Origin of the sequence: Pedobacter psychrotolerans (assembly GCF_004340665.1) — a bacterium.
GTDB lineage: Bacteria > Bacteroidota > Bacteroidia > Sphingobacteriales > Sphingobacteriaceae > Pedobacter > Pedobacter psychrotolerans.
Map to the genome: position 1 here is coordinate 365,049 of NZ_SLWO01000005.1, position 14,539 is coordinate 379,587.

Annotated in this window: 16 protein-coding genes; 11 read left to right on the plus strand and 5 right to left on the minus strand. The window is 35.7% G+C overall.

Annotation, left to right across the window (positions count from 1 at the left end; translation table 11 throughout):
• Positions 1-12: 12 nt before the first annotated feature.
• Positions 13-747 carry a lysophospholipid acyltransferase family protein gene (locus EV200_RS14705; protein ID WP_132533912.1) on the plus strand — a complete coding sequence of 245 codons (735 nt, stop codon included), beginning with the start codon at positions 13-15 and terminating at the stop codon, positions 745-747.
• A 119-nt stretch (positions 748-866) separates the two neighbouring features.
• On the opposite strand, the gene EV200_RS14710 is transcribed toward EV200_RS14705, so the two are convergent.
• Positions 867-1,616 carry a LytR/AlgR family response regulator transcription factor gene (locus tag EV200_RS14710; RefSeq protein WP_132533914.1) on the minus strand — a complete coding sequence of 250 codons (750 nt, stop codon included), beginning with the start codon at positions 1,614-1,616 and terminating at the stop codon, positions 867-869.
• Between the two features lie 60 nt (positions 1,617-1,676).
• The gene (locus EV200_RS14715) at positions 1,677-2,708 is read right to left on the minus strand and encodes a sensor histidine kinase (RefSeq protein ID WP_132533916.1); all 1,032 of its coding nucleotides are present in this window, start codon (positions 2,706-2,708) and stop codon (positions 1,677-1,679) included.
• Between the two features lie 265 nt (positions 2,709-2,973).
• Here EV200_RS14715 and EV200_RS14720 point away from each other — a divergent pair, with 265 nt between their 5' ends.
• From EV200_RS14720 to EV200_RS14730, 3 genes are read left to right on the plus strand one after another with little or no spacing between them, the layout of a single operon-like run.
• Positions 2,974-3,231, plus strand: coding sequence for a hypothetical protein (locus EV200_RS14720; RefSeq protein WP_132533918.1), 258 nt, complete (start codon positions 2,974-2,976; stop codon positions 3,229-3,231).
• A gap of 4 nt (positions 3,232-3,235) precedes the next feature.
• Positions 3,236-4,144: an ABC transporter ATP-binding protein gene (locus EV200_RS14725; RefSeq protein ID WP_132533920.1), complete on the plus strand. Its 909-nt coding sequence runs from the start codon at positions 3,236-3,238 to the stop codon at positions 4,142-4,144.
• A gap of 2 nt (positions 4,145-4,146) precedes the next feature.
• Positions 4,147-4,938 carry an ABC transporter permease gene (locus tag EV200_RS14730; protein ID WP_132533922.1) on the plus strand — a complete coding sequence of 264 codons (792 nt, stop codon included), beginning with the start codon at positions 4,147-4,149 and terminating at the stop codon, positions 4,936-4,938.
• A gap of 149 nt (positions 4,939-5,087) precedes the next feature.
• Here EV200_RS14730 and EV200_RS22220 read toward each other — a convergent pair whose 3' ends face one another.
• Positions 5,088-5,318 (minus strand): response regulator transcription factor, encoded by a 231-nt coding sequence (locus EV200_RS22220; protein WP_132533924.1) that lies wholly within the window; start codon positions 5,316-5,318, stop codon positions 5,088-5,090.
• A gap of 299 nt (positions 5,319-5,617) precedes the next feature.
• On the opposite strand from EV200_RS22220, the gene EV200_RS14740 reads away from it, so the two are divergent.
• From EV200_RS14740 to EV200_RS14770, 7 genes are all read left to right on the plus strand, one after another.
• A complete protein-coding gene (locus tag EV200_RS14740) occupies positions 5,618-6,007 on the plus strand; it encodes a hypothetical protein (protein ID WP_132533926.1) in 390 nt (129 codons plus the stop codon).
• 3 nt (positions 6,008-6,010) lie between these two features.
• On the plus strand, positions 6,011-6,670 hold the full coding sequence (locus tag EV200_RS14745) for a hypothetical protein (protein ID WP_132533928.1): 660 nt from the start codon (positions 6,011-6,013) through the stop codon (positions 6,668-6,670).
• The gene (locus EV200_RS14750; protein ID WP_132533930.1) at positions 6,637-7,428 is read left to right on the plus strand and encodes a sensor histidine kinase; all 792 of its coding nucleotides are present in this window, start codon (positions 6,637-6,639) and stop codon (positions 7,426-7,428) included. The genes EV200_RS14745 and EV200_RS14750 overlap by 34 nt, the downstream gene beginning before the upstream one ends.
• A gap of 3 nt (positions 7,429-7,431) precedes the next feature.
• The gene (locus tag EV200_RS14755; protein ID WP_132533932.1) at positions 7,432-8,073 is read left to right on the plus strand and encodes a response regulator transcription factor; all 642 of its coding nucleotides are present in this window, start codon (positions 7,432-7,434) and stop codon (positions 8,071-8,073) included.
• A gap of 110 nt (positions 8,074-8,183) precedes the next feature.
• Complete coding sequence (locus tag EV200_RS14760) at positions 8,184-8,561, plus strand: BlaI/MecI/CopY family transcriptional regulator (RefSeq protein ID WP_132533934.1); 378 nt, start codon at positions 8,184-8,186, stop codon at positions 8,559-8,561.
• Positions 8,558-10,561, plus strand: coding sequence for a TonB family protein (locus tag EV200_RS14765; RefSeq protein ID WP_132533936.1), 2,004 nt, complete (start codon positions 8,558-8,560; stop codon positions 10,559-10,561). The genes EV200_RS14760 and EV200_RS14765 overlap by 4 nt, the downstream gene beginning before the upstream one ends.
• Positions 10,562-10,692: 131 nt before the next feature.
• Complete coding sequence (locus EV200_RS14770; RefSeq protein WP_132533938.1) at positions 10,693-11,409, plus strand: energy transducer TonB; 717 nt, start codon at positions 10,693-10,695, stop codon at positions 11,407-11,409.
• Positions 11,410-11,706: 297 nt separating this feature from the next.
• Here the strand turns inward: EV200_RS14770 and EV200_RS14775 are convergent, their stop codons facing one another.
• Together EV200_RS14775 and EV200_RS14780 are read right to left on the minus strand one after the other, a co-directional pair.
• Positions 11,707-12,477 (minus strand): succinate dehydrogenase/fumarate reductase iron-sulfur subunit, encoded by a 771-nt coding sequence (locus EV200_RS14775; protein ID WP_132533940.1) that lies wholly within the window; start codon positions 12,475-12,477, stop codon positions 11,707-11,709.
• A 66-nt stretch (positions 12,478-12,543) separates the two neighbouring features.
• On the minus strand, positions 12,544-14,523 hold the full coding sequence (locus EV200_RS14780) for a fumarate reductase/succinate dehydrogenase flavoprotein subunit (RefSeq protein ID WP_132533942.1): 1,980 nt from the start codon (positions 14,521-14,523) through the stop codon (positions 12,544-12,546).
• Between the last annotated feature and the right edge of the window lie 16 nt (positions 14,524-14,539).

Consider the following 14,539-nt stretch of genomic DNA (forward strand, 5'->3'; position numbering starts at 1 on the left):
ATTTAAATAAATATGAGCAAGTTTTTCGGCTACATTTTAAGCCCTGTTTTCTACTTTTTCTTTGGATTGACACTTTGCATCTTCCACCCTATCCAGTGGATTTGTCATCGCTTTTTCGGATACAAAGCACATAAGGTTTCTGTAGACATTCTGAACTTTTTTTTAACTTATTGCCAGATATTCTTATTTAATTCTGTTCGCTTTAAAAACGATTATCACCTTCCTACTGATCGGCCAATTATCTTTACCGCTAACCACCAAAGCATGTATGATATTCCTTCTATGATCTGGTTTTTAAGAAAACACAGTGCAAAATTTATTTCTAAAATAGAACTTACAAAAGGCATCCCATCCATTTCCATTAACTTAAGATTAGGTGGTGGTGCAAATATTGATAGAAAAGATAATAAACAGGCCATATCTGAAATCATTAATCTTGGACGCAGAATGAAGGAAAACAACTGGAGTACTGTTATTTTTCCTGAAGGCACAAGGGCCAAAGACGGACAGGTTAAAACCTTCCAATTTGGCGGAATTGCGACTTTATTAAAAGTTGTTCCAAATGCATTAGTTGTACCTATCGCAATTGAAAACTCTTGGAAAATTGTGCGTTTCGGCATGTTTCCACTTACCACAGGCCATGCCCTAAAATGGACCGTATTAAAACCAATAGAACCCGAAGGAAAGACAGCAAACGAAATTACACTGGAAGCTGAAACTGAAATTAGAAAAGTGCTTGGACAATAGAAGTATCAAGATTAAAGTATCAGGTATCAAGACTAACGTATTAGGTATCGAGACCTATTGTGATTCTAGACTTTGGACTTAATACTTGATACTCATGATTATGGACTAAAGACTCCAGACTAAATATTCTTATTGCCAATTACTTTAAAAAATTCATCTCTGTAGGTATCTCCAACCGGAATGATTTTCTGATTGATGGTGATCCTGCTTCGCTCAATACTTTCAATTTTATCTACTGCTATGATGTACGATTTGTGTACCCGAATGAACTGACTTTGTGGCAAAGCTTCTTCCATTTTTTTCATGCTTTGAAGGGTAATTACCCGTTCAGTTTTAGTATATATAGAAATATAGTCTTTTAAACCTTCAATAAAAAGAATATCATGTAAATAAATCTTCTGGATTTTATGTTCCGTTTTTACGAAAATATAATCCTGAACAGGATTTGCGGGAGCTGAAAAAGGTGCAGGTGTTACAATTGGCTGGGCCACACTTGCCGGTGCCTCTACAGGTTTAAATTGGTTATGAACTTTTTCTACTGCTTTATAAAAACGGTCAAATGCAATTGGTTTCAAAAGATAGTCTGATACGTTAAGATCATAACTTTCCAAAGCATATTGTGGGTAAGCAGTGGTTAAAATATAATGGCATTTATTTCCGGCAATTTTTAAAAATTGGATTCCGGTGAGTTCTGGCATTTGAATATCCAGGAAAACCAGATCGATGCCACCAGCCTGAACAATTTGCAAAGCTTCTATAGGATTTTCGCACCTTTTAACGAAATTTAAAAAAGGTACCTTTGAGATATAATCTTGCAGAATATCGAGCGCTAATGGCTCATCATCAACAACAATACAATTTAAGTTCATTTTAGCTTTATAGTTTTAATTCATGATTTGGATAACATCCGCAGGTATTTGGTTCCCGGATTATATATCAATCATCAGTTCGCAGGTATAATGGGTAGCCGAATTTACAACATTTAATTTATATCTGTCAGGATATATCAATTGTAATCTCCTTTCTACATTGGTTAAACCAACTCCACCTTGTGCATCTTTATTCTGATTGTTTTTTTTATTGATCACACTGAAATGAAGGATTTTTTGATTGGCAATGATGTTAATTTTCACCGGATGCTCTGGATCAGTTACCACACCATGTTTGAACGCATTTTCTACAAAAGAGATCAACATCAGCGGAACAATTTTCTGATCATCAATTTCTCCGTTTAATACCATCTCAATGTACGCTCCATCTTTAAACCTGATTTTTTGTAAATCAATGTAATTGGTTAAATAATCAACTTCCTTACTTAGTGATACTGTTGGCGTATTGCTTTCATAAATCATGTAGCGCATAATTTCAGAGAGCTTCATGATTGCATCAGCCGTTTTATCTGATTTTTGATAAGCCAAAGAGTAAATATTATTAAGCGAATTAAAAAGAAAATGAGGGTTGAGTTGCGATTTCAAAAATTGCAACTCCATTTCACGGCGTTCACTTTCAAGATTACGCTGAATGCGTTCATTAGCAAACCAATCTGCAGCAAATTTGATCAGGCAACTGGAAACCAGAAAGAAACCACATAGAAACAACTGTGCGAAGAAATATTGATTAACAGTGATCGTTTTTCGCTTGCCTTCAGTCATATACTCCATCATCTCTTTCGGGTTTAACACCGCAATTGCAGTTTTAATAAATGCTGCTACACCTAGAAGAATAATAAAAATGAAGATATAAAGAAAGTACTTCTTTTTCTTTTTAATGAATTGAGGAATGAGGATAAGGTAATTAATGTAAAATAGCGAAACATTTATGATTCCAAATAATACAAGAGATATTAGAAAGTGCTTTATATTTTTTGTATCGGAATCAAAAAAGGCACTTAATGCAATGATGATTAATATAACTGTCCAGTACAGTGCATGCAGTATGATTGGCCCTTTGCTTTTCGTCATTATGATTTACTTAATCTTCCAATCGCATCCATGATTCGATTAGTGCATCCAAAGTAAATAAAGTTTCCTTTTTAACCCAACACAATCTACCAACTGGCTTTTTTTTTCTACGAACGGCCAAAAAGCCCAAATTTATCGACAAACACCGTTTTTTAGCGACAAACCATAAAATTGCCCGTTGATCTATAATCTTGAACACTTGGTATAATAGATTTTAGCAGCCAATTTCCATTCTGTTTCTTTGAATCATCAAAACGAAACAACCATGAAAAATTCATCAGCAATCAACTTCACCAATCAAGCAGTAATTACTGATGATTCTTTCACAACCTCTCAAATTAAACTAACTGTTATGAAAAAATTAGCCAATACCTCGCCATTTTTACTTTTATTATTGCCAGTTTTTATGATGATTATATTAACGCTTACCGTTAATACCAATCAAAATGATGCTGAAATAGTAGTTAAACCAGCCAAAGCACCTACTTCAATGGTGAAACAAGCTACAGCTATTTTTAAATAGTGTAATGAGTAATTTTGCAATAGAAACCGTTGGACTAAATTTTACCTTTGGCCGGCAGGCAATTTTAAAAAATTTAGCATTACAAGTTCCCAAAGGCAGCATTTATGGTTTCCTTGGGCCAAATGGAGCAGGAAAAACCACCACGATAAAAATCCTGCTTAATCTCTTGAAATCTCCATCCGATCAGGTCTTTATTTTCGGAAAAGAAATCAACAATAACCGCATTGCCATATTAAAGCGGGTGGGCGCACTGGTAGAGCAACCTGCTATTTATGGGCATCTCACCGGAAAAGAAAACCTGGTTAACCGGTGTTTGCTTCTAGGTATTAAAAGAAGCAAGGCTGATGAAATGCTGGCACTCGTTGGCTTAACAGAAGCTGCAAATAAGAAATCAAAGCAATATTCTTTAGGGATGAAACAGCGATTGGGTATAGCCCTAGCCTTAGTTTCCGACCCTGAACTGCTCCTCTTAGATGAACCGACAAATGGTCTCGATCCAAATGGCATCATCGAGATCAGAAACCTGATGATTGAGCTCACTACAAAGTACAACAAAACCATTTTGGTATCCAGCCACCTCTTAGCAGAAATAGAAAGAACGGCTACGCACGTCGGCATCATCAACAAAGGAGAACTACTTTTCCAGGGAACCATACAGGAGCTTCAGCTACTTAATAAACCTTTGCTAGAAATTGAAGTGACTGATATTGATCGGGCTTCAATGCTTATTGAGGAAAAGGGATATGAAATTGCAACCAAAACGGATGCAAAAATTTGTATTCCGTTTATATCTCAAACAGAAAGTGGAATGATAAATACTTTATTGGTACAAAATGGGTTTACGGTCACCAGTCTTTCACAACAAAGAAAAGATTTAGAAAACCTATTCCTGGATATTACTAAAACAAACTAAAAATGCGCTCTTTATACATTTCCATATATTCAGAATTTTATAAATCAAGAAAAACACTTGCATTTTGGGCATCGATTTTATTGCCGCTTATTATCTGTAGTTTAATCACTTTTGGCTTTTATAGCAGTTCAGAAAAGATTTTAAATCTTCACCAGCCACCAATGATTCTTTGGCTGCGTTACATTAGTGCAGCCCTTGGTGTAATGGGCATACTGATTTTACCCTTTTATGTTATTTTTATGGCATTTTCAGTTAATAACATCGAACACAAAAACGACACCTGGAAATCACTCTTTGCCCAACCACTCAATAAATTCTCTATTTATGCTGCCAAATATATCTTTGCCGTAATTCTAATATTTCTTTCGTTGTTCCTGTTCTGCAGTCTTACTTTTGCATTCGGACATTTATTGCAACTCCTGGTACAGAAATTTAATTTCAATCAGTATGATCCCTCCATGATCCTGATTAAATTTTACACCAAACTCTTTTTATCTTCCCTGGGAATCTTATCTATTCAGTTTATTTTAAGTTTGCTTTGGGGCGATTTTTTAAAACCCATGGGGATAGGTTTTGTTGGTACAATTATGGGCATTATTGCAGGCAATGTAGGTTGGAAATACGCTTATTTAATTCCATACAGTCATCCATCATTGGTTTTAAGTGGCAGTAAGGCAGCAGCAAACCCTTCAAACTTCCCCATCTTCACACATGAAATCTATAGCAGTTTAATTTATGCCTCTGTACTCTTTATTCTGGGTTATTTCATTGTCACCAAAAAAAGTATTAAATAATCCTGCAATAAAATTTCGATCTCTATTTGATAGATTAAAATTAGATCCTGCAATCATACAAAAGCCTGCTTTTTTGATCATTACTGATCAAAAGGCAGGCTTTGTTGTTTAGAGAGAGAGAAGCGTTAAAAGGAGAGCGTTATTCCTTATTAAAAGGACAAAATTCTTTGTTTAAATGCCCAAACAATGAGCTGATAAGAGTTGCGTAAATCAAGTTTTCTTACCATATTTCTTCTATGTGTATTTACGGTATGCTCACTAATAAAGAGCAGATCACCAATTTCCTTACTGTTATAACCTTTTGACAAAAGACGTACGATGTCTATTTCCCGTTCAGTTATTAAACTATTATTTTCATTAACTAAAACATCGTTTATCATTTCAAAAAATAAATGTGGTGAACAAAAAAGCAATTAATAACGATTATGCAAATAAGAAAATGCTGAACCTTTGTTTAGCCTAAACTTTAAGCATGATATCTGGATAGGCAACTTTAATATTTAAAAATCTGTATTTCGTTTGTTTCTATATTCAAAAGTACGTGCCACTACTGATTTATGAGTAGCATAAAACACCCTAAATAAAAAGGTGATTTTACGGTATTAAAAATACCAATCGCTATTGCCTGCCATCATCTAATTCACGACTTTAGGGATCTAAATCATTTATAAATACTCATATGGAAAAATTAAACAAATCGCAGCCTATTGATAAAGAAATAGCACAACAAATGGTTAATGCCTATAGTGAAGAGGCTGCCAGCCGCAACTCCAAGTCATATACAAAAGCAGTATGGTTCCCTGCAGATCAAATTCTGGCAATGGCAAAAAAAATTAGTGAAGGTAAACATGATGGTTTAAGAATATACTTTGCAAAATATTTATCTGAATCATTAGAGGGTTTACCAGAAGATCATCTAGGACGTAATACGGTATTGCTGGTACCTACTTATGCAGCTGGTGAAACTAACGCACGTGGCGAAGTAACAAATACACATGAGGATGATGTAGAGGATATCGAAAACAGAGGCACACTTTGTCCTTCTATGTGTGACGGAGTTGAGTTATAGTGTATGAATTTTTTTAACCCTATCATTATTGCCGAAATAATCTGTCTGATTGTAGCATTATTCCTCCTTCTTAAAGATAAAATTTCTTTCTGGAAGGTTAATATTGCTTATCTTGTTATTGCATTATCTACAGAAGCGAGAGGGGCATATCTGGCAATTCTGCGTCATCATAATTTAGGGTTATATAATACATTCTTACTTTTTGAAATCGCATTTATTTCTTATGGAATGTACTATTGTCTAAAAAAATACATTGATCCAAGGCCAATAGTTTTTACTGGCCTTGGTATCTGTTATCTGATCTTTACTATTTTTACATTTAAAAATGGAATCCATGCTTATAATGACATCTTTAATGATAATACAGTTAATGTAATGTCCGTTATATTTGTACTGTATTGCCTTTATTATTATTACAAACTTTTGAATGACGAGGAAACGCTGGAACTCAAACATCATCCAGAATTTTGGTGGGTTAACGGCGTATTGTTCTACTATTTCGGCAGTACGGCGACTAATCTTACCTACGATCTTTTTAAGATTAAGCTTTTTGAACATATTCCGCTTCGCTTATTTATCTATTACATTACCAATACCATCCTTTACAGTAACTGGATTTACAGCTACATATGCAGAGCCAAACAACGCAAATTGCAACATTAATTGCAATAACGACACTGATATTTTTATTGATGCCGCTATTTCTGATTCTCTACATCAGATCTTATGCGAAGCATAAAAAAAATCATTTGTTGGAAAAAGAACATATGCGGCGAAAGTTTGAATCTGAAATTTTGCAGGCGCGGATCGAGGTACAAGATCAAACCATGCAAACCATTGCTACAGAACTGCATGATAATATTGGTCAACTCCTTAGCCTGACAACTTTAACGCTTAATTCTGTAAACCTGATGGATAGCGAAAAAGCAGAGAAAAAAATTGGCAATTCTCTTTCCCTAATTAATAAATCTATCAAAGAGCTGAGGGAGCTGGCAAAGCTGTTACACGGAGAACAGATTGTTGAAAATGGAATTGGCTATGCACTCGATCAGGAAATAAACTGGTTAAACAAAACCGGTGCTTACGAAATAGAAATAAACAACACCCTGGTTGATTTGACAGAAAAATCACCAGATAAGGACTTGATCATTTTACGTTTATTGCAAGAAATTATTAACAATATTATCAAGCATGCCAATGCTACTACGATTACCTTTAACGCCTATTATGAAGAGAAGATCCTTCATTTACAAATTAAAGAAAATGGAATTGGCTTCGATTATGACCAAGATGCAATAGCACCATCCGGAATGGGATTAAATTCTATTCATAAAAGAATAGAAATGATCAATGGAAAATTAATATTAAATTCGTCACCTAGTAACGGTACAAATATATTAATTGAAATCCCCTATCCCTAAAACATGCCCGCTCTGTCTATCTCTATTGCTATTGTTGATGATCACACACTTTTTCGTTCAGGTTTGGCAAGTTTATTAGATGAGTTTGATGAAATTAAAGTGCTGTTTGAAGGCATTAATGGCGTAGATCTTCAAAATAAAATAAAAAACCATCCTGATTTACAGCTTATTTTAATGGATATTAGTATGCCTGTAATGGATGGATACGCAGCTACAAAATGGGTTAAAGAAAATTATCCTCATGTAAATATACTGGCGCTAAGCATGCTGGAAGATGAAAAAGCCATTATTGGAATGTTGAAAGCTGGCGCAGGCGGTTACATGCTCAAAGAGTCTACACCGATAGATCTTCTCAATGCCATCAAAGCCATAACCGAAAAAGGATTTTATGTTAATGATTTGGTATCAGGCCGACTATTGGTAGCGCTTAAAGATGGTGACACAAAGCCAGTTTTTAGTGCCCGTGAATTAACATTTCTTCAACACTGCAGTAGTGAACTCACTTATAGAGAAATTGCCGACCTAATGAATGTTAGTCCGCGTACAGTAGATAATTATCGTGAATCTCTATTTGCTAAACTCAATATTAAATCCCGTACGGGCCTGGTGGTTTACGCAATTAAAAACAATCTGATTAAAATATAGCTCCTTTAAATTTCAAGTCTTTATTTTCAATATAATTTGGATAACTAAATAATTAGTTTTAATTTTAGTTATGTCAACATTTGTTGTTCATCCTTATTGTAAAAATAATTATGGAAATTAAAGATTTAACTAAAGCCGAAGAACAGATTATGCAGGTTTTATGGCAACTGGAAAAAGCATTTGTTAAAGAAGTTATAGATCAACTTCCTATACCCAAACCCGCATATAATACGGTTTCAACAATTATCAGGATTCTGGAAACGAAAGGTTTTATTGATCATGAAGCTTTTGGAAAGGCGCATCAATACTATCCCTTGATTAGTAAAGAGGAATATAAGCGTCATGCTACAGAAAAACTTCTCGGAAATTACTTTGAAAACTCTGTAGAAAGTATGTTTTCCTTTTTTGTAAAAGAAGAGAAACTTGATTTGAGTGATGTTGATGAGATTTTAAAAATGATAAATAAAATTAAACGCAATCCAAAATGAGTTTCGCCCACTACCTGCTGCAGGTAAACTTATACCTGATTGTTTTTTATGGTTTTTATAAATTACTGTTAGATAAGGAGACCTATTTCTTACTAAATCGCATCTATTTAGTAGTTTCGGGTCTTTTGTCTTTGTGTATACCATTTATACGATTGGAATGGATTACCCGGCAGGAAGCTGCGCAAAAGGTTTACACCACGGTAAACTGGGGGGGCCTTTTAGAAAAGGCAACAATAGTTCCAGATCAGCAAACTGTTTTGAGCTGGCCAAGTGCTCTTGTTTTTATCTATTTCACAGGTGTATTGTTTTTTCTGGGTAAGCTAGTGATTAATTTATTGGTAGTTAAAAATCTAATTAACTATGCGAGAGCTGGTTCAGCATTTTCATTTTTTAGCAGAAAAGTAATAGACGAAAACCTTCCTTTATCAAATGTAATTGATGTTCATGAGGATACACATGTTAAACAATGGCATACGTTGGATATTTTATTTTTTGAAGTATTAGGTATTTTAACCTGGATAAATCCATTCATATATCTGTATAAAAAATCAATCAAAAATATACACGAATTTTTAGCTGATCAGCAGGCTGCGGAATTTCAGGGCGATAAAGCAGACTACGCCATGCTTATTCTGAGCCATTCTTTTGGGGTTTCACCAAATAGCTTAACGAATGGTTTTTTTGAAAAATCACTCATTAAAAAGAGAATCTTCATGCTTCAGAAAGAAAGATCAAAAAAAATGGCCATCATGAAATATGGTTTTTTTATCCCGCTTTTTGCCATTTTAATTATCTTTTCTTCAGCCACTATTCGCAAAAATAAAAAACTGATCGCCCTCTCAGACCAGATTCCTTTAGAAAAACCAATTGAAATCATGCAAGATATGGTCGCTCCGAAAAATGAATCCTTAAATGAAACATCATCTAAAAATGTGATTCTTTCTTCAGGAGAAAAAGTGGATGCAAATTGGAATGGCTTTTATCGTTTCCTGGCAAGAACAATAAAATATCCATCTGAAGCTCATCAAAATAATTTACAAGGTAATGCACAAATTAAATTTACACTTCAAAATAATAAAGTAACTCAAATTAGCAGTGTTGTAGATTTAGGTGATGGCTGTAATGAAGAGGTAATGAAAGCGATATTATCATACAGAAGTTTTAAAAATGTACCTAATGGAAAATATACTTTAGCCGTCGGATTTAGATTAACTGATCATAAATCGGCCATTAAGAACAGAAATTTTGTTGCGGTTCCTTCCTATCAGAAATTATCTGCAATTAACATTGTTGGCTATTCGGCTACACAAAAAGATAATCTTCCCCCTGAAAAAGTATTCGATTTTGTATCCATAGATCAACAACCTGAATTTCCGGGAGGAATTACCAAGTTTTACGAATATTTAGGAAAGAGTATAAAATATCCTGTATTGGCACAACAAAACAATGTTCAGGGAAAAGTATTTCTATCCTTTATTGTGGAAAGGGATGGAAAACTATCTGACGTGAATATTACGCATGGATTGGGCAGCGGAACAGATGAAGAAGCCGTCAGGGTAGTTAGTGGATCACCCAGATGGAATCCGGGGATAGCTGACGGAAAAACAGTTCGGGTAAAATACAACCTCAACGTAAATTTCAAATTGAATACGGGTGATGAGTCAGCAACTCCATCCAAAACACAAAATTCAATTTTGAAGTCTAATCAAAATGTAGGTTTTATTAAGACAAAGGATGGCGCATTTAAAGGGGTAATTGTTATCGATGGAACTAAATTAGCAGATAAAGAGGTTTTATATACCATGAATCAAAATAATATTGAATCGGTAAATGTATTAAAAGGTAATATGGCTACCGATCTTTATGGCGCAGAAGCAAAAGAAGGTGTAATGCTAATCACCACTAAAAAAGGAAAAACTAATTTATTCAGAGACTTGAATCAAAAAGAAATCAACATTGACAAGGGTACAACTGTTGATTATTTACGCAAAAAATTCTAACATAATCTGCCTATGAAAGAAACATCAATTGTGATTATTGCATTAGATTTTGATCTTCAAAGGTTAGCCACTAAATAGAGCTAAAACCTAAATTATTAAATAAAAACCATTAAACATTAATTTAAAACATCATGAGAAAGCTAATGATTTTAGCCCTAATGGGCATCGCCATGTTTATTAATTCTGCAAAGGCACAGAAAATTTATGATTTTGTATCTGTAGAGAAGCAACCGTCCTACCCTGGTGGCATTGCGAAATTTTACGAATACCTAGGAAAGGAAATTAAGTATCCTGAGGCAGCGATAAACAATAAAACACAGGGTAAGGTATTTGTAAGCTTCATTGTTGAAAAGAACGGCAAATTAAGCGATGTGACAGTAACCAAAGGATTATCTACAGAAACTGATGCTGAAGCCCTACGGGTACTTAAAAACTCACCAAACTGGAATCCAGGCATATTAAATGGCAAGCCGGTAAGAGTAAAGTACAATATTAATGTTAATTTCAATCTCTCGCCTACAACAGGAAAAATGACAGCCATTAAATCGGGAATACAACCGGAATATCCTGGAGGTACAAGCAAACTTTATAGTTATTTGGCAAAGAACCTTAAGTATCCGGCGCAGGCAAAAAAAGATAAGGTGGAGGGAAAAGTATTTTTAGCTTTTAATGTGGATCAAGATGGCACATTATCAGATGTACAAGTTATTAAGGGGCTCTCAAAGGAAACCGATGCAGAAGCTTTAAGAGTTATGAAATCTGCACCAAGATGGAATCCGGCGATTGACGCAAACGGGCATCCAGTTAGAGTTAAGTATCAAATGGCTATTAACTTTACTATGACCTAATTGATATATAATCAAAACTAAAAAGCACAAAAGCCCTGCTAAAAAATAGCCGGGCTTTTGTGTTTTCTCTCCTGTCTCGGAAGTTTAAATCTATAAATTTTTTAGGGTTTATACAAACTTTACAGAATATAATTTCAAATAAGAAAAATTTTAATATGCTAACATAGAATTATTTGCGTTTCACAAACTTATATTTTGTTGCGTTTGATTTCAAAATGCATCTGGTGAAAAGTAAAAAGCCCCAAACTAGGTTTGAGGCTTAAGATTCAGCTCTTCAGCTGAATGCACAGTATATTTTTAAATTGTTTCTTCCGAAACAAATTTTGCACTTGCAAAGTCACGGTTCATGCGTGCTATGTTTTCAAGAGAAATCCCTTTAGGGCATTCTGCTTCACAAGCACCCGTATTGGTACAATTACCAAAACCTTCAGCATCCATTTGTGCCACCATGCTTTGTACGCGACGATAACGTTCTGGCTGACCTTGCGGTAATAATGCCAATTGAGATATTTTAGCAGATACAAATAACATGGCGGAAGCATTTTTACAAGTTGCCACGCAAGCGCCACAACCAATGCATGCTGCAGCCTCAAATGCTGCATCTGCCTGCATTTTCGGAATCGGAAGGCTATTGGCATCCTGAGCATTCCCTGTATTTACAGAAATGAAGCCCCCTGCTGCAATAACCCTATCAAATGCAGAACGATCTACGGTTAAATCTTTCACTACCGGAAAAGCTGCCGCTCTCCATGGCTCTACCACAATTGTATCACCATCTTTAAAAGAGCGCATGTGTAACTGGCAAGTGGTTACCAAATCTTTCGGTCCGTGAGGGCGACCATTAATGAACATCGAGCACATGCCACAAATACCTTCTCGGCAATCGTGATCAAATACAACCGGTTCTTCGCCTTTGGTAATCAGATCTTCGTTTAATACATCGAACATCTCCAAAAAAGACATATCTGGTGAAATACCAGCTAGTTTGTAATCCACCAAAGCACCTTTGGTATTGTTATTTTTTTGACGCCAAACTTTTAGCGTTAAGTTCATATTTCCTGTACTCATGATATTGAGATTTAGGCGGGGAGCATAAGGCATAGGGCTAAACAGCTCCATGCACAATGCACTCTGCTATTTATAACTTCTTTGTGCTACTTTAATATTTTCAAACTTCAATTCTTCCTTGTGAAGTTCGAAGTTTACACCTTCTTTAAATTCCCAGGCTGCAACATATGCAAAGTCTTCATCATCCCGTAAAGCTTCGCCCTCTTCAGTTTGATATTCTTCACGGAAGTGACCGCCACAGCTTTCATTGCGATTTAAAGCATCGATACACATCAATTCTCCTAATTCAATAAAATCGGCTACTCGACCAGCTTTCTCCAGCTCAGGATTTAACTCTTCAGCAATTCCAGGTACTTTAACATTACTCCAGAACTCCGCACGTAATGCTCTTATATCTTCAATCGCTTGTTTCAAACCTGTTTCACTACGAGACATACCACATTTTTCCCACATGATGTGGCCTAAACGTTTATGGAAATGATCTACAGATTTAGTACCTTTTATATTAATTAAGGTGTTTAATATTCCCTTTGCTCTTTCCTCAGCCTCTACAAATGCAGGGTGATCCGTTGGAATGGCTTTCACCGAAATTTCTTTTGATAAATAAGCGCCAATGGTATAAGGAAGAACGAAATAACCATCAGCCAAACCTTGCATCAAAGCAGATGCACCTAAGCGGTTCGCACCGTGATCGGAAAAGTTAGCCTCACCAGTACAATATAACCCAGGAACAGATGTCATTAAGTTATAATCAACCCATAATCCACCCATTGTATAGTGAACTGCAGGATAAATACGCATTGGTGTTTCGTAAGGATTCTCACCTGTGATTTGCGCATACATATCAAACAGGTTTCCGTATTTTGCTTTAATTACCTCAGTACCTAAGCGCATACATGTTTCTTTATCAGGATTATGAATCCCTGATTTAGAAGCTTCAATTTTACCGTAACGTTCAGTATTAGCCTTAAAATCCAGATATACCGCTAATTTAGAAGCTCCAACACCATAACCAGCATCACAACGCTCTTTTGCAGCACGGGATGCCACATCACGAGGAACAAGGTTACCAAAAGCAGGATAACGACGCTCTAAATAATAATCTCTTTCATCTTCAGGAATTTCTGAAGCTTTACGGTTATCATCTTTCTTTTTAGGAACCCAGATTCGTCCATCATTACGTAATGATTCTGACATCAAGGTTAATTTAGACTGGTGATCTCCGGAAACCGGGATACAAGTCGGGTGAATTTGTGTATAACAAGGGTTTGCAAAGTAAGCGCCTTGCTTATGAGCTTTCCATGCGGCAGTAACATTACTTCCCATGGCATTTGTAGAAAGGTAAAAAACGTTTCCGTAACCACCTGTTCCTAATACAACTGCATGGCCGAAGTGACGCTCAATTTCGCCGGTAATTAAGTTACGGGCAATAATACCACGTGCCTTACCATCAATTTTAACTACCTCAAGCATTTCATGGCGGGTATACATTTCTACCTTACCCATACCAATCTGGCGTTCTAAAGCTGAATATGCACCTAATAGTAGTTGCTGACCTGTTTGGCCCGCAGCATAAAAGGTACGTTGCACCTGGGTACCACCGAATGAACGGTTATCTAGCAAACCACCATATTCACGCGCTAAAGGCACACCTTGAGCAACACACTGATCTATAATATTGGTACTTACTTCTGCTAATCGATGTACATTGGCTTCGCGGGAACGATAATCTCCACCTTTAATCGTATCGTAAAAAAGACGGTAAACACTGTCACCATCATTCTGATAATTTTTTGCGGCATTAATACCACCCTGAGCTGCGATAGAGTGCGCTCTACGAGGTGAATCCTGGAAACAAAAACACTTTACTTTATAACCCATTTCGGCCAGAGTTGCTGCTGCAGAAGCACCTGCCAAACCTGAACCTACAATAATTACTTCAATAGTTCTTTTGTTCGATGGGTTAACCAAAGGCACAGAAGACTTAAATTTAGTCCATTTGTTGGTTAATTCACCCTCTGGAATATTTGAATTAATATCTGACATATCTCTTTTGTGCTAA